Annotated in this window: 2 protein-coding genes; both read left to right on the top strand. The window is 73.9% G+C overall.

Annotated elements, in window-relative coordinates:
• Positions 1 to 8: 8 nt before the first annotated feature.
• Positions 9 to 1,181: a DegT/DnrJ/EryC1/StrS family aminotransferase gene (locus M8C13_RS08440; RefSeq protein WP_252479924.1), complete on the top strand. Its 1,173-nt coding sequence runs from the start codon at positions 9 to 11 to the stop codon at positions 1,179 to 1,181.
• Between the two features lie 149 nt (positions 1,182 to 1,330).
• A complete protein-coding gene (locus M8C13_RS08435; protein WP_252479923.1) occupies positions 1,331 to 24,109 on the top strand; it encodes a type I polyketide synthase in 22,779 nt (7,592 codons plus the stop codon).
• The last annotated feature ends 1 nt before the right edge of the window (position 24,110 follow it).

Below are 24,110 nucleotides of genomic sequence, written 5' to 3'. Positions count from 1 at the left end.
AGAACCTGATGGCCAAGATCAACGTGTTCCAGCCGACGCTGGGGGCGGACGAGGCGGCGGCGGTCGCCGAGGTGTTCGAGAGCAACTGGCTGGGGTACGGGCAGCGGGCGCAGGCCTTCGAGGCCGAGTTCGCCGCCCACCTGGACGTGCCTGCCGAGCAGGTGTTCTTCATCAACTGCGCCACGGCGGGCCTGTTCCTGGCCATCGAACTGCTCGGGCTGGGCCCCGGTGACGACGTGGTGCTGCCCTCGGCCCACTTCGTCGCCGCGGGCAACGCGGTGGCCGCCTCCGGTGCGCGGCCGGTGTTCTGCGATGTGGACCCGCACACCATGAACCCCAACGCCGAGCACATCGCGGCGGCGCTCACCCCGGCCACCAAGGCCGTGCTGACCCTGCACTTCGGCGGCTACCCCGGCGACATCGAAGCCGTGGCGAAGCTGTGCCGGGACCGGGGGATCGTGCTGATCGAGGACGCCGCCTGCGCGGTGGCGTCCACTGTGGACGGTCGAGCCTGTGGCACCTTCGGCGACATCGCGGTGTGGAGCTTCGACGCGATGAAGATCCTGGTCACCGGGGACGGCGGCATGTTCTACGCCAAGGATCCCGAGCTGGCGGCCAGGGCCCGGCGGCTGGCCTACTTCGGGCTGGGCAAGTCGGCCAGCGGGTTCGTCAAGTCGAAGGCGCGGGCGCAGCGCTGGTGGGACCTGGAGGTCGAGGAGTTCGGCCGCCGGATCATCGGCAACGACATCACCGGCGCGATCGGCAGCGTGCAGCTGCGCAAGCTGCCCGGATTTGTCCAGCGACGGGTGGAGATCAGCGCGGCCTACGACCGGCTGCTGGCCGAGGTGCCCGGCGTGCGCACCCCGCCGCCGCTGCCCGAGGGGCACACCACCTCCGGCTACTTCTACTGGATCCAGTGCGACTCCGCGCTGCGCGACAAGATCGCGGCCGACCTGCTGGCGGCCGGGGTCTACACCACCTTCCGCTACCCGCCGCTGCACCGGGTGCCGATCTACGGGGCCGCCGACCTGGTCCTGCCCGGCACCGAGGAAGCGGCCGAGACCTCGATTCTGTTGCCGCTGCACCAGGGCATGAGCGATGAGGACGTGCGGGTGGTGGTGGACTCGGTGACCCGCTCGGCCGCGGAGTACGCCGCCACCCCGGTGGCCGCCGAGGCCTGACCCGATCCCGCCTGCGCACCAGGATTTCCCGGCTTCGGAGACTAGGGATTTCCGCTCAGTCACTGCGTGAGACTCCAGGCACCGGATTCCACCCTTGTGACTCGACGCGGAGTGGTAACTCACCGAGTCCCCGACTGATCCAGGTGCCGATGGACAACGAACAGAAACTCCGCGACTACCTCAAGCGCGCCAGCGCGGATCTGCAACGGACCCGGCGCAGGGTGCACGAGCTGGAGGCGGCCTCGCACGAGCCGATCGCCATCATCGGGATGGCCTGCCGCTATCCCGGCGGCATCGCCTCGCCCGAGGACCTGTGGCGGCTGGTGGAGTCCTCCGCCGACGGCGTCGGCGGCCTGCCGACCGACCGCGGCTGGTACCTGGACGAGGGCGCCTCCGCCTCGCCGATCAGCGGCGGGTTCCTCTACGACGCGCCCATGTTCGACCCGGAGTTCTTCGGCATCTCCCCGCGCGAGGCGCTGGCCATGGACCCGCAGCAGCGGCTGCTGCTGGAGGTCTCCTGGGAGGCGATGGAGCGGGCCCGGCTGGACCCGTTGTCGCTCAAGGGCTCCCGCACCGGCGTGTTCGTCGGCGCGATCCCGCAGGACTACCGGCTCGGCCCGCGCGACAACGTCGGCGGCTACGCGCTGACCGGCACCACCTCCAGCGTGCTGTCCGGCCGGCTGGCCTACGTCTTCGGCCTGGTCGGGCCGACGCTGACGGTGGACACCGCCTGCTCGACCTCGCTGGTGACGCTGCATCTGGCGGCCAGGGCGCTGCGCGCGGGGGAGTGTTCGCTGGCGCTGGCCGGTGGCGTCACGGTGATGTCCAGTCCTGGCACCATCACCGAGTTCAACAAGCAGGGCGGCCTGGCCGCTGACGGCTACTGCCGCTCCTTCTCCGACGACGCCGACGGCACCGGCTGGTCCGAGGGCGTCGGCGTGCTGATGCTGGAACGCCTCTCCGACGCGCGCCGCAACGGGCACCGGGTGCTGGCCGTGGTCAGCGGGTCCGCGGTCAACTCTGACGGCGCGTCCAACGGCCTGACCGCCCCGAACGGCCCGTCCCAGCAGCGGGTCATCGAGCAGGCCCTGCTGGACGCGCGGCTGTCCGCCCGGCAGGTGGACGTGGTGGAGGCGCACGGCACCGGCACCCCGCTGGGCGACCCGGTCGAGGCCGAGGCGCTGCTGGCCGTCTACGGGCAGGACCGGGAGCGGCCGCTGCTGCTCGGCTCGATCAAGTCCAACCTCGGCCACACCCAGTCCGCGGCCGGGGTCGCCGGTGTGATCAAGATGGTGCAGGCCATCCGGCACGGCGTTGCCCCGCAGACCTTGCACGTGGCCACGCCGACCACCCAGGTCGACTGGTCGGCGGGCGAGGTCCGGCTGCTGACCGAGGCCCAGCACTGGCCGGAGACCGGTGAACCGCGCCGGGCCGGCGTGTCCTCCTTCGGGCTCAGCGGCACCAACGCGCACGTGATCGTCGAGCAACCGCCCGCCGAGGAGGAGACCCCCGCCGCCGAGCCGGTGGCGGGACCGCTGCCGCTGCTGGTCTCCGGCCGCACCGCTGAAGCACTGCGCGAGCAGGCCGCGAACCTGTTGTCCCTGCTGGAATCCGGCGACACGCCACACCCGGCGGACCTGGCCTACTCGCTCGCGGTGGCCCGCTCCTCCTTCGAGCACCGGGCCGCCCTGGTGGTGGCTGACCTGGAGGCCGCCCGCGCCGGACTGACCGCGCTGGCTGACGGTGAGACCGCCGGGAACGTGGTGCACGAGCGGCCGAAGCTGGCCGTGCTCTTCGCCGGACAGGGTTCGCAGCGCCTGGCCATGGGCCGCGAGCTGCACGCCCGCTTCCCGGTCTTCGCCGAGGCTTTTGACGCGGTGCTCGCCGAGTTTGACGAGGACCTGCGCGAGATCATCTGGGGCGAGGACGCGGAGTTGTTGGCGCGCACCGGGAACGCTCAGCGGGCGATCTTCGCGGTCGAGGTGGCGCTGTACCGGCTGCTGGAGTCCTGGGGCGTCAGCGCGGACTTCCTGGCCGGGCACTCCGTGGGCGAGATCGCCGCCGCGCACGTGGCCGGGGTGTTCTCCCTGTCTGACGCGGCAACGCTGGTGGCCGCGCGCGCCCGGCTGATGCAGGAGCTGCCCAGCCGGGGCGCGATGATCGCGGTGGACGCCACCGAGGCCGAAGTCCTTCCGCTGCTTGAAGGTCGGGAGCACGAGGCCAGCCTGGCCGCGGTGAACGGCCCCCGGCACGTGGTGCTATCCGGCGACGAGGACGCGGTCGCCGAGATCGCCGCGGTGTTCGCCGAGCAGGGCAGGCGCACCCGCAAGCTGCACGTCTCGCACGCCTTCCACTCCGCGCACATGGACCCGGTGCTGGCCGAGTTCCAGCGCGTGGTCGAAGGCCTGTCCCCGCAGCCGCCACGCATTCCCGTGATCTCGACGGTGACCGGCGCGCAGGCGAGCGTGGCCGAGCTGGGCAGCGCTGAGTACTGGGCGGGACAGGTCCGCGCCACCGTGCGGTTCGCCGACGCGGTGTCCTGGCTGCACAACCACGGCGTCGGCGCGTTCCTGGACGTCGGCCCGGACACCACCATCGGCACCCTGACCGAGAGCTGCCTGGCCACCGCCGAACCCGCGCCCGCGATCACCTCGATGCTGCGGCCGGACCGCGGCGAGACCGAGGCGGTCACCACCGCGCTGACCGTGCTGCACACGCACGGGGTCTCGGTGCGCTGGCCGGAGTTCTTCACCGGCACCGGCGCCGCGCTGATCGACCTGCCGACGTATCCGTTCCAGCGCAGGCGGTTCTGGCCCAGGGACGGCTACAAGGCGGACAGCGGCAATGTGCGCTCGGCCGGCCTGGGCGCGGCCCGGCACCCGCTGCTGGCGGCCACCGTGTCGCTGGCCGGGGCCGAGGGCACGCTGCTCACCGGACGGCTGTCCGTCCGCGACCAGCCCTGGCTGGCCGGGCACCGCGTGGGCACCGCCGTGGTGCTGCCCGGTGCGGCCCTGATCGAGCTGGTCACCAGGGCTGGCGACGAGGTCGGCTGCGACCACGTCCGCGAGCTGACCACGATGACCGCGCTGCGCCTGCCCGCCGACGGCGGTGTGCAGCTCCAGCTGCACATCGGACCGGACCTGGACGGGCTGCGCGAGGTCGCGGTCTACTCCCGGCCGGACGGCGACGACGAAGGCCCGTGGACCAAGCACGCCAACGCGATCCTGGAACGCGGCCAGGCCCAGGCCACCACCTGGGAGTGGCTGCCGGCCGGGGCCGAGCCGATCGACGTGTCCGCGCTGTACGCCACCGAAGGCGAAGGCGTGAACTACGGCCCGTCCTTCCAGGGCCTGCGGGCCGCCTGGCGGGCCGGGACCGAGGTCTACGCCGAGATCGAGCTGCCCGCCGAGGTCGCCGGTGACGCCGGCGAGTTCGGCCTGCACCCGGTGCTGCTGGACGCCGCCCTGCACGCGGCCAACTTCGCCGAGCTGGACGACAGTGTGCGCGGCGGCCTGCCGTTCCACTGGTCCGATGTCCACCTGCACGCGGCGGGCGCGCGGACCGCGCGGGTGCGGCTGACCCCGGCGGGGGACCGGATCTCGCTGGAGATCGCCGACCAGGACGGCGCGCCGATCGCCTCGGTGGGCGAGCTGCTGCTGCGCACGCCCAGCGGTGCCGCGCCGGTGGCCACCGGCAACCTCTACCGTCTGGAGTGGACGGAGACCGGGCAGGAGCCGGACGCGGATGCCCGCCTTGCCCTGCTCGCGCCCGATTCCCTTGGCCTGGCGAATATTCTCGGTGTTGAGCCCGCCGCAGACCTGGACTCGCTCGCCGAGGGCGACCTGCCCACGGCCGTGCTGCACCCGGTGTTCGCCACCGCCGACCCGCGCACCGCCGCGCACGAGCTGACCTCGGCCGCGCTCGCCCGGTTGAAGGAATGGCTTGCCGACGAACGGTTCCCGGGCGTTGAGCTGGTGTTCGTCACCCGGGGCGCGACCGGCGAGGTGGCCGATCCGGCCGCCGCCGCGGTGTGGGGCCTGGTGCGCACCGCGCAGTCCGAGCACCCCGGCCGCTTCCGGCTGCTCGACCTCGATCCGGCCGCGACAGCCGACGCGATCCAGGCCGGGCTGGCCGGTGACGAGCCGCAGCTGGCCATCCGCGGCGGCAAGGTGCTGGCCGCCAGGCTGGCCAGGGTCGCCGCCACCGAGACCGCCCCGGAACCCTGGGACGACAACGGCACCGTAGTGATCACCGGCGGCGTCAGCGGCCTGGGCGCGGTGCTGGCCAAGCACCTGGTGGCCGAACGCGGGGTGCGCAACCTGTTGCTGCTCAGCCGCCGTGGCCCCGCCGGGGCCGAGGACCTGGTGGCCGAGCTGACCGGACTCGGCGCCTCGGTCGCCGTGGCCGCCTGCGACGTGGCCGACCGGGAAGCGCTGGCCCAAGCGCTGCACGGGGTCCGGGTGGCCGCGGTCTGCCACTCGGCCGGCCTGCTCGCCGACGGCGTGATCTCCACCCTCACCAGCGAGCAGTTGACCGCCGCGCTGCGCCCCAAGGTGGACGGGGCCTGGCACCTGCACGAGCTGATCGGCGACACCGCGCCGCTGATCGTGTTCTCCTCGCTGGCCGGACTGCTCGGCGCGCCCGGACAGGGCAACTACGCCGCGGGCAACGCCTTCCTGGACGCGCTGATCGCCCACCGCCGCGCCACCGGCGCCCCCGGCCTGTCCCTGGCCTGGGGACCGTGGGCGGACACCGCGGGCATGACCGCCGAGCTGGGCGGCGCCCAGGTGCAGCGGCTGCGCAGGCTCGGCACCCCGCCACTGTCCACAGAGGACGGTCTGGCGCTGTTCGACCTCGCGGTGTGCACTGGCGAACCGGTGGTCGCGCCGGTGCGGCTGGACTTCGGCGTGCTGCGCGAGGCCCCCGAGGTGCCCTCGGTGCTGCGCGGCCTGCTCGGCCAGACCCGCCGCCGGGTGGCCAAGAACGGTCCGGTCCGCGCCCGGCAGCGGGCCGTGCTCGGCCGCCGCGAGGCCATCGACCTGGTCACCCAGCAGATCGGCGCGGTGCTCGGCCACTCCGACGGCGGCGCCATCGACCCGGGCCGTCCGCTGGCCGAGCTCGGCTTCGACTCGCTGACCGCGGTGGAGCTGCGCAACCGGCTCAGCGCGGCCACCGGCCTGCGGTTGTCCCCGACCCTGGTCTTCGACCACCCCAACCTGGGTGAGCTGGTCGAGCACATCCTGCGCGAGAGCGGCGATGTGGCCGGTGCGGAGCCGGTCACCGCGGTGCCCGTCAACGGTTCGGCAGCCGACGACCCGATCGTCATCGTCGGCATGGGCTGCCGCTACCCCGGCGACGTCAACTCGCCGGAGGACCTGTGGCAGCTGCTGGCCGAGGGCCGCGACGCGATCACCGGCTTCCCGGACAACCGCGGCTGGGACCTGGCCACCCTCTACCACCCGGACCCCGACCACCCCGGCACCGCCTACACCCGCTCCGGCGGGTTCCTGCGCGACGCCGGGCAGTTCGACCCCGCCTTCTTCGGCATGGGCCCGCGCGAGGCCCTGGCCACCGACGCCCAGCAGCGCCTGCTGCTGGAGGTCTCCTGGGAGGCGGTGGAACGCGCGGGCATCGACCCGAAGCAGTTGCGCGGCAGCCGGACCGGGGTCTTCGCCGGGGTCATGTACGGCGACTACGGCGCGCTGCTGGCCGGTTCGGACTTCGAGGGCCACGCGGGCACCGGCACCTCCGGCAGCATCGTCTCCGGCCGGGTCGCCTACGCCCTCGGCCTGGAAGGCCCCGCGGTCACCGTGGACACCGCGTGTTCCTCTTCGCTGGTGGCCATGCACTGGGCCATGCAGGCGCTGCGCTCCGGCGAGTGCACGCTCGCGCTGGCCGGCGGCGTCACCGTGATGGCCACGCCGGGCGCGTTCATCGAGTTCTCCCGCCAGCGCGGACTGGCCAAGGACGGCCGCTGCAAGGCATATTCCGACCAGGCCGACGGCGTCAGCTGGGCCGAGGGCGTCGGCGTGCTGGTGCTGGAACGCCAGTCCGACGCGGTCCGCAACGGCCACCGCATCCTGGCCGTGGTGCGCGGCAGCGCGGTCAACTCCGACGGCACCTCCAACGGCCTGACCGCGCCCAACGGCAGCGCGCAGCAACGGGTCATCCGCGCCGCGCTGGCCGGGGCCGGACTCGCCACCGCCGACGTGGACGTGGTCGAGGGTCACGGCACCGGCACCGCGCTGGGCGACCCGGTGGAGGCCCGCGCCCTGCTGGCCACCTATGGCCAGGACCGCGCCGAACCGGTGCTGCTGGGCTCGGTGAAGTCCAACCTCGGCCACACCCAGGCCGCGGCCGGGGTGGCAGGCGTGATGAAGATGGTGCTGGCCATGCGGCACGGCCAGGTGCCGCGCACCCTGCACGTGGCCGAGCCATCGTCCCATGTGGACTGGACCGAGGGCGCGCTGTCCCTGCTGGCCGATCCGGTCGACTGGCCGGAAACCGACCGCCCGCGCCGCGCGGCGGTGTCCTCCTTCGGTTTCAGCGGCACCAACGCGCACGTCATCCTGGAAGCCCCCACCGTCCAGCCGGTCGCGGAAACCGTTGCCGCGCCGGACTTCGTGGCTCCGGTGCTGCTGGCCGCGCGCAGTGCCACCGCGCTGCGCCGCCAGGCCGCGCGACTGCTGCCGCTGGCCGACGCACCCCTTGCTGACCTGGCCTACTCGCTGGCCACCACCCGGTCCCGGTTCGAGCACCGCGCGGTGCTCACCGCCACCGATCCCCAGTCGCTGCGCAGCGCGCTGACCGCGCTGGCCGAGGGCAGCCCGAGCCCGGCCGTGGCAGTCGGCGAGGCCACCCCGAACCTGCGGCTGACCACCCTGTTCACCGGCCAGGGCAGCCAGCGCGCCGGCATGGGACACGAGCTGTGCCAACGGTTCCCGGTTTTCGCCGCGGCCATCGACGAGGTGTTCGCCGCCTTCGCCCCGCATCTGGGCCGCCCGCTTGCCGAGGTGATGTTCGGCGCGGACTCCGGTCTGCTGGACCGCACCGAGTGGACCCAGCCCGCGGTGTTCGCGCTGGAGGTCGCGCTGCACCGGCTGCTGGCGTCCTGGGGCGTGCGGCCGGACTTCCTCATCGGCCACTCCATCGGCGAGCTGGCCGCCGCGCACGTCGCCGGGGTGCTGTCGCTGCCTGACGCCGCCAAGCTGGTCGCCGCGCGCGGCGCGCTGATGCAGGCGCTGCGCCAGGATGGCGCGATGGTCGCGGTGCAGGCCACCGAGGAGGAGGTGCGCGCAGAACTTGTCGACGGCGTGGTGGTCAGCGCCGTCAACGGACCGCGTTCGGTGGTGCTGGCCGGCGATGAGGAACCCGTGCTCGTGGTCGCCGCCCGGTTCACCGAGCAGGGCAGGCGCACCCGCAGGCTGAACACCAGCCACGCCTTCCACTCCCACCACATGGACGGCATGCTGGCCGATTTCCTCGCGGTGGCAGCGGAGATCACCTACCACCAGCCGAACATCCCGATCATCTCCACGGTCACCGGACAGCTCGTCGAGGACTTCTCGCCGCAGTACTGGGCGGACCAGGTGCGCGGCGCGGTCCGCTTCGCCGACGCGGTGCGCACCGCCGCCCGGCTGGGCGTGGGCTCGTTCGTGGAGGTCGGCCCGGACAGCGTGCTCTCCGCGATGGCCGCGGAAACCCTGGGGGAGAGCACCGAGGTCGAACCGGTCGCCACCCTGCGCGCCGGTCGCGAGGAGGAACGCACCCTCGTCGAAGCCCTGGGCCGCCTGCACATCCAAGGCGTGGACGTGGACTGGGCGAAGTTCTTCGGTCCCGGCCGGGCGGTCATCGACCTGCCCACCTACGCCTTCGACCACCAGCTGTACTGGCCGCGCGTGGCGGCCACCGCCGAACGCCCGCAGGAGATCCGCTACCGCGTCGACTGGACCCGCCTGCCCGCGGTGGCCGAGCCCGAGCTGCCGGGCACCTGGCTGCTGGTGCGCCCGGAGGGCCACGGCGACGAGATCGCGGAAGCCTTGGCGGACACCGAGATTCGCGAACTGTCCTTCGCCGACCTCGACCCCGCCGAACTGGCCGGAGACTTCGCCGGTGTGCTCTCCGCTGGCGATCTGACCGACACGCACAACCTGCTGCGCGCACTCACCGAAGCCGGTCAGAACGCTCCACTGTGGACGGTCACCCGAGCCGCGGTGACCACTGGCTCCGACGAGCTGGCTCCCCGGCCAGACCAGGCGCTGCTGTGGGGCTACGGCCGCGCCGCCGCACTGGAGTTCCCGGACACCTGGGGCGGCCTGATCGACCTCGCCGAGGACGCCGACCCGGCTGACCTGCGCCGCGCGCTCAGCGGCGCCTGGCCGGGCGAGGACCAGATCGCGCTGCGCGCTGACGGCGCGTTCGGCCGCAGACTTGTCCGACACCAGGGCGTCGAGCCCGCCGCTGAGCTGCCCACCGACGGCACCGTGCTGGTCACCGGCGGCACCGGCGGCCTCGGCAGCGAGGTCGCCCGCTGGCTGGCCACCGCCGGTGTCCGGCACCTGGTGCTCACCAGCCGCCGCGGCCCGGACGCCCCCGGCGCCCGCGAGCTCGCCGCCGAGCTGCTCGAACTTGGGTCCACTGTGGACTTCCGCGCCTGCGACGCGGCCGACCGCGAGGCGCTGGCCGAGGTGCTCAAGGCCGTCCCGGCCGAGCACCCGCTGATCGGCGTGGTGCACGCGGCCGGGGTCGCCGAGCTGCGGCCGATCGCCGAGACCAGCCCGGCCGAGCTGGCCGAGTCGATGGCGGCCAAGGTGCGCGGCGCGGCCAACCTGGACGCGCTGCTGGCCGACCGCGAGCTGGAACTGTTCGTGCTCTTCGGCTCCATCGCCGGGGTCATCGGCAGCGGCGGCCAGGCCGCCTACAGCGCGGCCAACGCCTACCTGGACGCCCTCGCCGAGAACCGCCGTTCGCGTGGCCTGCCCGCGACCAGCGTGGCCTGGGGACCGTGGGCGGAGACCGGCCTGGCCAGCGACCAGACCGCGCACGAACGTCTGGCCCGGCACGGCATGCGTCCGCTGCTCACCGGCCCCGCGCTGGCCGAGCTGCGCCGCGCGCTGGCCGACGAGCGCCCGGTGCTGGCCATCGCCGACTTCGACTGGTCCACCTATCTCCCCGTCTTCACCGCCCGCCGCCCCAGCCCGCTGCTCTCCGGCCTGGCCGGAACCGCCACCGAAACCCAGTCCACCGGCGCGGAAACCGAACTCACCGCGCGGCTTGCCCGACTGTCCGAAAAGGACCAGCTGCGGGTGCTGGTGGACGTGGTGCGCGCCGAGGCCGCCGCCGTGCTCGGCCACGACAGCCCGGCCGAGCTGAACGAACGCCGCGCCTTCCGCGACCTCGGCTTCGACTCCCTGGGCGCGATCGAGCTGCGCAGGCGGCTGGGCAAGCTCACCGGCAGACCGCTGTCCAACACCATGGTCTTCGACCACCCCACCCCGGAAGCGCTGGCCCGCTACGTGCGCGGCGAGCTCGCCGGGGCAGGGGCCAGCGTGACCGGCCCGCTCGCCGCGATCGCCGCGGACGAGCCGATCGCCATCGTGGGCGCGGGCTGCCGGTTCCCCGGCGGCGTCACCACGCCGGAAGAGCTGTGGCAGCTGGTCTTCGACGGCGTGGACGCGATCACCACCTTCCCGCCCGCGCGCGGCTGGCCCGAGGCCGCGCTCTACGACCCGGACCCGGACAACCCGGCCACCACCTACACCACCAAGGGCGGCTTCCTCAGCGACCCGGACGCTTTCGACCCCGGTTTCTTCGGCATCTCCCCGCGCGAGGCGCTGGGCATGGACCCGCAGCAGCGCCTGCTGCTGGAGGTCACCTGGGAGGCACTGGAGCGTTCCGGCATCGACCCGCAGACCCTGCGCGGCAGCCTCACCGGCACCTACGTCGGCTCCAGCTACACCGAGTACGGCGCGGGCCACGAGGTCGACGGCCAGGTGGTCACCGGCACCATCCCGAGCATCCTGTCCGGCCGGGTGGCCTACGTGCTGGGGCTGGAGGGCCCCGCGGTCACCGTGGACACGGCGTGTTCGTCCTCCCTGGTCGCGATCCACCTGGCCGCCCAGGCCCTGCGCAACGGGGAAACCACCCTCGCGGTCGCCGGCGGCGTCACCGTGATGCCGAACCCCGGCCCGTTCATCGCCTTCAGTCGCCAGCGCGCACTGGCCGCCGACGGCCGCTCCAAGGCCTTCTCCGACGCCGCCGACGGCATGGTGCTGGCCGAGGGCGTCGGCATGGTTGTGCTGCAACGACTCTCCGACGCCCGCCGGGAAGGCCGCCCGGTGCTCGCGGTGATCAAGGGCTCCGCGATCAACTCCGACGGCGCCTCCAACGGCCTCACCGCCCCCAACGGCCCGTCCCAGGAACGCGTGATCCGCCAGGCGCTTGCCAACGCCCGACTGTCCACTTCGGACGTCGACGTGGTCGAGGCGCACGGCACCGGCACCGCCCTCGGCGACCCGATCGAAGCCCAGGCCCTGCAACGCACCTACGGCGCCGAGCGGGAGCAGCCGCTGTGGCTGGGCTCGGTCAAGTCGAACATCGGACACTCCCAGTCCGCGGCCGGTGTGGCCGGTGTGCTCAAGATGATCATGGCGATGCGGCACGGGCTGCTGCCCAGGACGCTGCACGTGGACACGCTATCCACGCACGTGGACTGGACCGCGAGCAACCTGACGCCGCTGGTCGAGCCGGTGGCGTGGGAGGAGCCGGGTCGGCCGAGGCGGGCCGCGGTGTCCTCGTTCGGGATCAGCGGCACCAATGCGCACCTGATCCTGGAGCAGGGCGATCCCGCACCGCAGCCCACCGCACCGCCCGCGGACCTGCCCGCCCCGCCCGCAGCGCTAGCCGCGGAACTGCCCGCGGACCTGGCCACCGTGCCCGCGGCATTGGCCGTGAAGTCGTCGGCGGAGCTGGTTGCCGCCTCTGCGGCGCTGCCCGCGCGATCGCCCGCCACGCCCACGCTCCTTCCCTGGATCATCTCCGCCAAGAGCGAGCCCGCCCTCCGCGCCCAGGCCGAGGCCCTCCTGTCCACAGTGGACACTGCCTCGGCCCTGGACATCGGCCACTCCCTCCTGCACAGCCGCTCCCTGTTCGACCACCGCGCGGTCCTGGTCCACGCCAACCGCGACCTGCTCAGCGCCCTCGCCGAGGACCGCCCCGCCCCCGGCGTGGTCACCGGCGTCGCCGACATCGACGGCCGCACCCTGTTCGTCTTCCCTGGCCAGGGCGCGCAGTGGCTGGGCATGGGCGCCCGGCTGCTCGACGAGTCCCCGGTGTTCGCCGCCCGGATCGCCGAGTGCGCAGCCGCGCTGGCTCCGTTCACCGACTTCGACCTCATCGACCTGCTGCGCACCGGCGCATCCCTGGACGACGTGGACGTGGTGCAGCCTGCCTCGTTCGCGGTGATGGTCTCGCTGGCCGCGCTGTGGGAGTCCTACGGCGTCCGGCCGGACGCGGTGCTCGGCCACTCCCAGGGTGAGATCGCCGCGGCGGTGGTCTCCGGTGCGCTGTCGCTGGCCGATGGGGCGCGGGTGGTCGCGTTGCGCAGCAAGGCGATCCGTCGCCGGATGGGCGGCAGCGGCGGCATGATGTCGGTGGCGCTGTCCGCCGAGGAGATCGCGCCCCGGCTGGCGCGCTTCGGCGAGCGGATCAGTGTCGCCGCGCTGAACAGTCCGCATTCCGTCGTGGTCGCGGGTATGGCCGAGGCACTGGATGAGCTGGGTGCGGAGCTGGGCGTAGAGGAGATCCGGTTCCGCCGGGTCGCGGTGGACTACGCCTCGCACACCCCGGCGGTCACCCAGCTGCGCGAGGACCTGCTCACCGAGCTGGCCCCGATCCAGCCTCGCCCGGCCGAGATCCCGTTCTTCTCCACGGTCACCGGCGACTGGCTGGACACCACCGCGCTCAACGCCGAGTACTGGTACACCAACCTGCGCGGGCAGGTCGGCTTCGCGCCCGCGGTGCGCACGCTGATCGAGTCGGGCTACCGCAGGGTGATCGAGTCCAGCAGCCACCCCGTGCTCACCTTCGCGGTCCAGGAGACCGCGGACGAGCTGGGCAGACCGATCGCGATCACCGGCACCCTGCGCCGCGAGGACGGCGGCCTGGACCGCGTGTTCACCTCGCTGGCCGAGGCGTTTGTGCGCGGCGTCGAGGTGGACTGGACCACGGTGTACGCCGGCACCGGGGCCAACCGGGTCGACCTGCCCACCTACGCCTTCCAGCACCAGAGCTTCTGGCTCGCCCCCAAGTTCCCCGAGGCGCCCGAGACCGGCGTGGACGCCTCCTGGGCTGAGCTGGAGGCGGCCGACCCGGCGCAGCTGGCAGCAGACGTCGGCGTGGACGCGGACTCGCTGGCCACCGTGCTGCCCGCGCTCTCGGACTGGCGGCGCAAGCGAAACCAGGCCGCCACCGTGGACTCCTGGCGCTACCGGACCCGCTGGGTGCCGACCAAGGTCCGCCGCCAGGCCACCCTCAGCGGCACTTGGCTGCTGGTGACCAGTGGCGCGGAGCCCGAGCTGGCCGACCTGCTCACCGCACACGGCGCGGAGGTGCGCCTGCTCGAAGCGAGTGACGGGTTCGCCGAGCGCCTGGCCGAGATCGACACCCCGCTGGCCGGTGTCCTGTCCACCCTCGCCTTCGACGAGGACCTGCTCCCCGGACACACCTTCCTGCCCCGCGGCCTGGCCGCCACCCTCGCCCTCACCCAGGCCCTCGCCGGCCTCGACGCCCCGCTCTGGCTGCTCACCCGCGGCGCGGCCGCGATCGGCGGCGCCGACCAGGTGACCAACCCGGTGCAGGCCATGGTCAGCGGCTTCGGCTGGACCGCGGCCCTGGAACACCCGGACCGCTTCGGCGGCGTGCTCGACCTGCCCGGCGAACTGGACGCCGCCACCGGCAACGCCCTGGTGTTCGCCCTCACCGGCGGCACCGGCGAGGACCAACTGGCCGTGCGCGCCGGCGGCCTCTACGCCCGCCGCGTGGTCCCGGCGACCCCCTCTGGCCACCAGCGGCGCTGGCAGCCCGGCGGCACCGCGCTGATCACCGGCGGCTCCGGCACGCTGGCCCCGCACGTGGCCCGCTGGGCGCTCGCCCAGGGCGTCGAGCACCTGGTGTTGCTCAGCCGCGGCGGTCCGGAACACCCACGCTCGGTCGCGCTGCTCGCCGAGCTGGGCGAGCGGGCCGAGGCGGTGGCCTGCGACGTCACCGACAAGGCGGCGCTGACCGCGCTGCGCGACCGGCTCGCCGAACAGGGCCGTCCGGTGCGCACCGTGCTGCACGCCGCGGCCACCATCGAACTGGCCTCGATCGCCGAGACCGACCCAGCCGGACTCGACCGGGTGCTGGCCGCCAAGGTGGCCGGCGCGGCCAACCTGGACGAGGTCTTCGCCGAGGTCGAACTCGACCGGTTCGTGCTGTTCTCCTCGGTCGCCGGACTGTGGGGCACCGGCAGGCACGCCGCCTACGTCGCGGGCAACGCCTACCTGCACGCCCTGGCCGAACGCCGTCGGGCCGCCGGACTGCCCGCCACCGCGGTGTTCTGGGGCATCTGGGCCGATGACAAGGAGCTCGGCCGGGTCGACCCCAGCCAGATCGTGCGCAGCGGCCTGACCTTCATGGAACCCGAACTGGCCCTCACCGGGCTGCGCGCGGCCCTGGACGCCGACGAGACCGCCATCGCGGTGGCCGACGTGGACTGGGCCAGCTACTACCCGGTCTACACCGCGGCCCGCGCCAGCACGCTGTTCGAGGAGATCCCGGCGATCCGCCGGCCCGTGGCCGAGGCCGCGAGCAGCACGGTCGCGGCCACCGGCGAGCTGGCGGCCACCCTGGCCGCGCTGCCGCCGGTGCAGCGGGAGCAGAAGGTGCTGGAGCTGGTGCGGGCCGAGGCGGCCACCGTGCTGGGACACAGCACCGCCGACGCGCTGCCCGACCACCGCGCCTTCCGCGAGGCCGGGTTCGACTCGGTGATGGCGGTCGACCTGCGCAACCGCCTCGGCCGCGCCACCGGCCTGACCCTGCCCGCCACCCTGGTGTTCGACCACGCAAACCCGAGCGCACTGGCCAAACACCTGGTCACCGAACTGACCGGTGCCGCACCGCTTGTACCGGTGGCCACCAGTAATACCGGTGCGCTCGACGAGGACCCGATCGCGATCGTGGGCATGGCCTGCCGCTACCCCGGCGGCGCGAACACCCCGGAGGCGCTCTGGCAGCTCGCGGTGGACGGGGTGGACGCGATCACCGGCCTGCCCGCCGACCGCGGCTGGAACATCGACGGCCTCTACGCCGCCGACCCGGCCGAGTACGGCCGCAGCTACTCGGTCAAGGGCGGGTTCCTGCACGAGGCAGCCGAGTTCGACCCCGGCTTCTTCGGCGTCTCCCCGCGTGAGGCCCTGGCCATGGACCCGCAGCAGCGCCTGCTGCTGGAAACCGCCTGGGAGGCCTTCGAACGCGCCGGACTGGACCCGCACACCCTGCGCGGCAGCAAGACCGGCACCTTCGTCGGCGCCAGCTACACCGACTACAACGCCGCCGCGGCCGCCGCGGCCGACACCGGTGGCGCGGACGTCACCGGGCACCTGGTCACCGGGGCGCTGCCCAGCATCATCTCCGGCCGGATCAACTACCTGTTCGGCTTCGAGGGCCCCTCGCTGACCCTGGACACCGCCTGCTCCTCCTCGCTGATGGCCATCCACCTGGCCGCCCGCTCGCTCAAGACCGGCGAGAGCAGCCTGGCCCTGGCCGGCGGCGTGGCGATCATGTCCACGCCGAATGCCTTCATCGGGTTCAGCCGCCAGCGGGTGCTGGCCAAGGACGGCCGCTGCAAGGCCTACTCCGACGAGGCCGACGGCATGACCCTGGCCGAGGGCGTCGGCCTGGTGCTGCTGGAACGACTCTCCGACGCCCAGCGCAACGGGCACCGGGTGCTCGCCGTGCTGCGCGGCTCCGCGGCCAACTCCGACGGCGCCTCCAACGGCCTCACCGCGCCCAGCGGACCGGCCCAGCAGCAGGTGATCCTGGACGCGCTGGCCGCCGCGAAGGTCCGCCCGGACGAGGTGGACGCGGTGGAGGGCCACGGCACCGGCACCGCGCTCGGCGACCCGATCGAGGCGCAGGCGCTGCTGGCCACCTACGGCAGGGACCGGCAGCGGCCGCTGCTGCTGGGCTCGGTGAAGTCCAACATCGGGCACACCCAGATGGCCTCCGGCGTGGCCAGCGTGATCAAGATGGTGCAGGCCCTCGGCCACGGCGTGCTGCCGCGCACCCTGCACGCGGACACCCCGTCCACGCACATCGACTGGTCCTCGGGCACGATCAACCTGCTGCACGAGCAGACCCCGTGGCCCGAGGTGAACCGGCCCCGCCGCGCCGGGGTGTCCTCCTTCGGGCTCAGCGGCACCAACGTGCACGTGGTGCTGGAACAGGCACCGGAAACCGTTGCGGCGGAACCGGTCCCGAAGGCCGACGGTCCGATGCCGGTGCTGGTCTCCGGCCGCACCCCGCAGGCGCTGCGGGCGCAGGCGGACCGCATTCTGTCCACTGTGGACGGAGTGGAGCTGGTCGACCTCGCGGCCACCCTGGCCGTGCACCGGGCGTCCTTCGAGCACCGCGCCGCCCTGATCGCCGCCGACCGCGACGAACTGCGGCACGCCCTGCGCGAGCTGAGCGCCGGCCGGCCCGCGCCCGGGCTGGTCACCGGCCGCACCCGGGGCGACCGGACCGCCTTCCTGTTCACCGGCCAGGGCAGCCAGCGGATCGGCATGGGAGCCGAACTGGCCCAACGCTTTGCGGTCTTCGCCGAGGCCCTGGACGAGGTGATCGCGCACCTGGACACCGAGCTGGACCGCCCGCTGCGCGAGATCCTCTTCGCCGAGCCCGGCACCCCGGAGGCCGAGCTGCTCAACCGGACCGGCTTCGCCCAGCCCGCGCTGTTCGCGGTCGAGGTGGGGCTGTACCGGCTGCTCGAATCCTGGGGCGTCACACCGGACTACGTGGCCGGGCACTCGATCGGCGAGCTGTCCGCCGCGCACGTGGCCGGGGTGTTCTCGCTGTCGGACGCCTGCGCGCTGGTGGCGGCTCGGGCCAGGTTGATGGACGCGCTGCCGGACGGTGGCGCGATGGCCGCGATCGAGGCCACCGAAGCGGAATTCCTGGAACTGGCGGCGGATCGGGTCTCGCTGGCCTCGGTCAACGGCCCGCGTTCGCTGGTGGTCTCCGGCGACGCCGACGCGGTGGCGGAGGTCGCCGCGCACTTCAAGGCAGCCGGCCGCCGGACCTCGCGGCTCAACGTCAGCCACGCCTTCCACTCCGCGCACCTGAACCCGATGCTGGCCGAGTTCGCCGCGGTCGCCCGGACCCTGACCTACCGCGCCCCGGCCGTCGCGGTGGTCTCCAACCTGACGGGCACGCTTGCCAGCACCGACCAGCTGTGCTCGCCGGAGTACTGGGTCGACCAGGCCCGGCAGGCCGTCCGGTTCGCCGAGGGCATCGCCTGGCTCGCCGCGCAGGGCGTGGCCAACTTCGTCGAACTGGGCCCGGACGGCGTGCTCTCCGGCCTGGTCCAGGGCTGCCTGCCCGAGGACGCGGACGCACTGCGGATCCCGTTGCTGCGCAAGGACCGCCCCGAGGTCACCAGCACCCTCGGCGCGATCGCCGCGCTGCACGTGCGCGGGGTCGAGCTGGACTGGTCCGCGTTCTTCGCCGGCACCGGCGCGGAGCGGGTCGAGCTGCCCACCTACGCCTTCCAGCGGGAGCGCTTCTGGCCCGGTCCGGCGACTCCGGCCCGAGTGTCCACTGTGGACGACCTGCGTTACCGGGTGGACTGGCGTCCGCTCACCGAAGCGCCTGCCCCGGCGCCGGACGGTCGCTGGCTGGCGCTGGCGGCCGGGGCCGAACCGGAGTGGTTGCCGGGCCTGCTCGGCCTCGTCGGCACCGAGGCCGAGCCGGTCACCGCGATCCCGGACCGCGCCGCGCTGGCAGAACGCTTGCGGGCGCTGGAATCCCCGGTACGCGGGGTGCTCTGCCTGACCGCGCCTTCGCTGCCGTTGACCACGGTTTCCTTGCAGGCACTGGCGGACGCGGGTGTGACCGCGCCGGTGTGGTGCCTGACCCAGGGCGCGGACCGCGATCCGGAGCAGGCCGCGGTGTGGGGCTTCGGCCGGGTCGCGGCACTGGAGTACCCGGACAGCTGGGGCGGGCTGGCCGACCTGCCGGAGGAGGTGGACGAGGCAGTTCTTGCCCGCCTGGCTGCTGTGGTCACCGGCGGATTTGGCGACGAGGACCAGCTCTTCGTGAGTCGGGAGGGGGTGGCGGCTCGCAGGCTGGTCCGCGCCCCGGGAGCTGGCTACGCCGTCGGCACCGGTGCGACGCCGGAGTATCAGCCCGCCGGCACCGTGCTCGTCACCGGCGGCACGGGCGGGATCGGCGCGCAGGTGGCCCGCTGGCTGGCCCGCGAAGGCGCGAGCCACCTCGTGCTCGCCAGCCGCCGCGGCCCGGACGCCCCCGGTGCCGCCGAGCTCACCACCGAGCTCACCGGACTCGGCGCCCAGGTCACCGTGCTGGCCTGCGACGTCGCTGACCGCGCCGCGATCGCCGAACTTCTTGAGGCGCACCCGCCCAACGCGGTCTTCCACGCCGCGGGCGTGCTCGACGACGGCGTGATCGACAGCCTCACCCCGGACTCCTTCGCCAGGGTGCTGGCCGTGAAATGCGCTGCCGCACAACACCTGCACGAGCTCACCACGGACCTGGACGCGTTTGTGCTGTTCACCTCCACCGCCGGGGTGATCGGCGCGGCCGGGCAGGCCAACTACGCCGCCGCCAACGCCTACCTGGACGCCCTGGCCCGGTCCCGCCGCGCCGACGGGCTGCCCGCGACCGCAGTGGCCTGGGGTCCGTGGGCCGGTGCGGGCATGGCGGCCGAGGCCGGTGCGGCCACCGAACGGATGCGGCGCGCGGGCCTGTTCCCGCTGCCGCCGTCCCGGGCGATCGAGGCGCTGGCCGGTGCGATCGGCGGGGCGGAAGCCGTGCTGACCGTGGCGGATGTGGACTGGTCGCGGTTCGCCCCGGCACTGGCCGCGGCCCGGCCGATGCCGCTGTTCGCCGACCTGCACGGGACCACCGCGCCGGTCGAGGCCGAGCCAGTGGCCACGCTGCGCGAAGAGCTGGCCGAGGTTTCGGGCCCCGCCCGGCAGCGGCGGCTGGCCGAACTGGTCCGCACCCAGGTCGCGATGGTGCTAGGGCACACCGGGATCGACACCGTGGACGTGGAACTTCCCTTCCGCGACCTCGGTTTCGACTCACTGACCACCCTGGAGCTGCGCAACGGCCTGGCCGCGGCCACCGGCCTGAAACTGGCCGCCTCCCTGGTCTACGACCACCCGACCCCGCGCGAGCTGGCCGCCTTCCTGCTCGGCGAGCTCTTCGGCGACAGCACCAGCTCCGCGCCCGCGCTGACCGCGGCCAGGACCGACGAGCCGATCGCGGTGATCGGCATTGGCTGCCGCCTGCCCGGTGGCGTCCGCTCGCCGGAACAGCTGTGGGAGCTGCTGGTGCAGGGCCGGGACGGCATCGTGGAGTTCCCGGCCGACCGCGGCTGGGACCTCGGACAGCTCGCCGAGGCCGGCTCCGCCACCACCCGGGGCGGCTTCCTCGCCGGGGTTGGCGACTTCGACGCCCCGTTCTTCGGCATCTCCCCGCGTGAGGCGCTGGCCATGGACCCGCAGCAGCGGCTGCTGCTGGAAACCGCGTGGGAGGCGCTGGAGCGGGCCGGGATCGACCCGAACTCCTTGCGCGGCACCGACGCCGGGGTCTTCGTCGGCACCAACGGCCAGGACTACCTGGACCTGCTGCGGCACTCCGACCTGGAACGCCTCGGCGGGCACGTGGCCACCGGCAACACCGCCAGCGTGATGTCCGGCCGCCTGGCCTACACCTTCGGCCTGGAAGGCCCGGCGATCACCGTCGACACCGCCTGCTCGGCCTCGCTGGTCGCGCTGCACTGGGCCGGGCGCGCGCTGCGCGACGGCGAGTGCTCGCTGGCCCTGGTCGGCGGCGTGTCGGTGATGTCCACGCCGGGTTCGTTCATCGAGTTCAGCCGGGCCGGTGGGCTGGCCGCGGACGGGCGCTGCAAGCCCTTCGGCGCCGCCGCCGACGGCACCAGCTGGGCCGAGGGCGCCGGAATCCTGGTGCTGGAACGGCTTTCCGACGCCCGGCGCAACGGGCACGAGGTGCTCGCGGTGGTCAGCGGATCGGCGATCAACTCCGACGGCGCCTCCAACGGCCTCACCGCGCCCAACGGACCGGCCCAGCAACGCGTCATCCGCGCCGCGCTGGCCGATGCCGGACTGTCCAATTCGGACGTTGACGCGGTGGAGGCGCACGGCACCGGCACCACCCTGGGCGATCCCATTGAGGCACAGGCACTCCTGACCACCTACGGTCAGGACCGGGACACTCCGCTGCTGCTGGGCTCGGTCAAGTCGAACCTGGGCCACACCCAGGGCGCGGCGGGCGTCGCCGGGGTGATCAAGATGGTGCTGGCGCTGCGCAACGGCCTGCTGCCAAAGACTCTCGGCGCGGAGGAGCCCTCGCCGCACATCGACTGGTCGGCCGGTTCGCTGGCGCTCAACACCGAGAACACCGAGTGGCCGGTGACGGACCGGCCGCGCCGGGCCGCGGTGTCCGCCTTCGGCATCAGCGGCACCAACGCGCACGTAATCATCGAGGAGGCGCCGGCCGCGGAACCGGTCGACGGGATCGAGGAGCGGGACGTCGTGCCGTGGCTGGTCTCCGCCGCGACCGCCGCCGCGCTGCCCGCCCAGATCGAGCGCATTTCCGCCTACGCCAAGGAAAACCCCGGCCTCTCCCGCACCGAGATCGGCCACGCGCTGGCCACCCGCCGGGCCGCGCTGCGCCACCGCGCGGTGATGCTCAGCACCCCCGACGGCCTCACCGAGGTGGCCAGGGACACCGCCGCCGCACCCGGCGAGGTCGCGTTCCTGTTCACCGGCCAGGGTTCCCAGCGCCTGGGCATGGGACGCACGCTGCACCAGCGGTTCCCGGTCTTCGCCGAGGCCTTCGACGCGGTGGTCGCCGAGTTCGGCGAGGACCTGCGCGACATCCTCTGGGGCACCGATGCCGAGGCCCTGACCAGCACCGACAACGCGCAGCGGGCACTGTTCGCGATCGAGGTGGCGCTGTTCCGGCTGCTGGAGTCCTGGGGCGTGGCCCCGGCCTTCGTCACCGGGCACTCCATCGGTGAACTGGCCGCCGCGCACGTGGCCGGGGTGTTCTCCCTGGCCGACGCCTGCGCGCTGGCCTCGGCCCGCGGCCGCCTGATGGCCGCGCTGCCCGCCGGTGGGGCGATGGTCGCGGTGGAGGCCGCCGAGGACGAGGTCGCCGACCTGGTCAACGGGCGGGTCTCGGTGGCCGCGGTGAACAGCCCCGGCTCGGTGGTGCTCTCCGGCGAGGCCGACGCGGTGCACAACGTGGCCGGCAAGCTCGCCGGGATGGGCCGCCGCACCACGACCATGCAGGTCAGCCACGCCTTCCACTCCGCGCTGATGGACCCGATCCTGGACCAGCTCCGGGCCGTGGCGGCGAAGCTGGACTACCGGCGGCCGCGCATCCCGGTGGTGTCCGGGCTGACCGGGCAGGTCGCCACCGCCGAGGAGCTGTGCTCGCCGGAGTACTGGGTCCGGCAGGCGCGGGAGGCGGTGCGCTTCGCCGACGCCGTGCGCACCCTGTACGACCTGGGCGCGCGCACCTTCGTCGAGGTCGGCCCGCACGGGGTGCTCACGCCGATGGCCGAGCAGACCCTGCGCGAGCGGTCCGCGCTCATCACCCCGGTGCTGCGCGGCGACCGGGACGAGGAGCGCACGCTGCTCACCGCGCTCGGCCGGGTGCACGCCCATGGGTCCACAGTGGACTGGGCCGCGTACTTCGGCTCACCGCGCTCGGCCGCGCTGGAGCTGCCCACCTACGCCTTCCGGCACGAGCGCTACTGGCCCGAGATCCTCGCGCCCGAACCCACCGCGAACGCCCCGGCCGACAGCGAGTTCTGGTCCGCCGTCGACGAGGGCGACCTGACCGGACTGGCCGGCACCCTCGGCCTGGACGAGCAGGCGCTGGCCGCGGTGCTGCCCGCGCTCACCGCCTGGCGGCGCAAGCGGCGCGACCAGCTGGCCGCCCGCTCCTGGTGCTACCAGGTCGCCTGGACCCCGCTGGCCCCCGTCGCCGAGGCCGCGCTGACCGGCCGGTGGGCGGCGCTGGTGCCCGCGGACTGGGCCAAGGACGAGTGGTGCGCCGCGGTGGTGGCGGCCCTGGGCGAGGCGGTGACGCCGGTGGAGTACACCGGGCCGGCCAGCCTGCCCGAGGGCCTCACCGGCGTGGTGTCCCTGCTCGGCCAGGACTGCCCGGACGCGCCGGCCCCGCTGTGGTGGATCACCCGGCAGGCGGTCAGCGTGGACGAGCAGGACGCCGAACCCGTTGCGGCCCAAGCGGCCCGCTGGGGCGCTGGCCGGGTGGCCGCGCTGGAGAACCCGCAGGGCTGGGGCGGCCTGGTCGACCTGCCCGCGCGGTTCGAGCCGAGTCTGGCCCCGGCGCTGCTGGCCGCGCTGACCGGCGAGGAGGACCAGGCCGCGGTGCGCGCCAACGGTGCGCACGCCCGGCGACTGGTCCGCGCCCAGCTCGGCGACCAGCAGTGGATACCCAGCGGCACGGTGCTGGTGGTCGACGCGCACGGCGTCGAACTGGCCAGGCAGCTGGCCGCAGCGGGTGCCGGCCACGTGGTGCTGGTCGGCCCGGAGATCGACTCGGCGCTGGCCGCCGAGCTGGACGCACGCGGGGTCGGCCTGACCCAGCTCGCGGGCGATCCGGCCAACCGGGACACCCTGGAGGTCGCGCTGGAGTCGGTGCCCGAGGACCAGCCGCTCACCGCGGCCGTGGTCTCGGTGGCCGCCGCGGACAGCGTTACCGACGCGATCGCGCCCGCCACCCGGCTGGATGAACTCCTCCATGATCGGGAACTGGACGCCTTCGTCTACTGCGCGCCGATCTCGGCCACCTGGGGCGCGGCCGGACGCGCGGTGGAAGCGGCGGCGGGCGCGCACCTGGAGGCGCTGGCCGAACGACGTCGCCGTCGGGGCCTGGCCGCCACCACCGCCGCCTGGGGCGCCTGGCGCGGCCAGGACTCCGACCTGGTGCGGCACCTGGAGGCCAACGGCCTGCTCGCGGTCGACCCGCTCGCTGCGGTCTCGGCCCTGCGCGGCCTGGTCGCCGCCGGCGCGAGCTCGGTGGTGGTGGCCGAGGTGGACTGGACCAAGTTCGCCCCGGCCTTCACCGCCAACCGCCAGAGCCGGCTGCTCACCGGGGTGCCGGAGGTGCGCGCCGCACTGTCCGAGGCGCAACGGGAAAGCCGCAACAGCGCCACCGCCGCGGCCGAACTACGCACCCGCCTCGCCGAACTGCCGGGGGAGGAGCGGCTGCCGGTGCTGGTCGAGCTGGTCCGGGAACGGGCCGCCGACGTGCTGGGCCTGCCCGGCGCGCAACTGGTGGAGGCCGGCCGGGCCTTCCGCGAGCTCGGCTTCGAGTCGCTCACCGCGGTGGACCTGCGCAACCAGCTGGGCGCGGCGACCGGGCTGGACCTGCCGGTGACGCTGGCCTTCGACCACCCCACCCCGGTGGAGCTGGCCGAGCACCTGCTGGCCGAACTGCTCGGCGATCCGGATGCCGAACCCGACGAGGACCACTCGCCAGCCAACGCGGGCGAGCACCACGAGACCGGCGAGATCGACGCACTCGACGTCGACGACCTGGTGCGGCTGGCGCTGGGCGCCGGCACGGAGGAAGAGGGGCCGAGGGCGTGAA

It is taken from the genome of Crossiella sp. SN42 (genome assembly GCF_023897065.1).
In the GTDB taxonomy this organism is placed as follows: Bacteria; Actinomycetota; Actinomycetes; order Mycobacteriales; family Pseudonocardiaceae; genus Crossiella.
The sequence above is the reverse complement of the archived record's forward strand: the minus strand, read 5'-3'. Positions and strand labels throughout refer to the sequence as shown.

Excerpts from the sequence above, each read along its gene's own strand:
- M8C13_RS08440 (WP_252479924.1), top strand. The coding sequence starts at position 9 with ATGGCCAAGATCAACGTGTTCCAGCCGACGCTGGGGGCGGACGAGGCG.
- M8C13_RS08435 (WP_252479923.1), top strand. The coding sequence starts at position 1,331 with ATGGACAACGAACAGAAACTCCGCGACTACCTCAAGCGCGCCAGCGCG.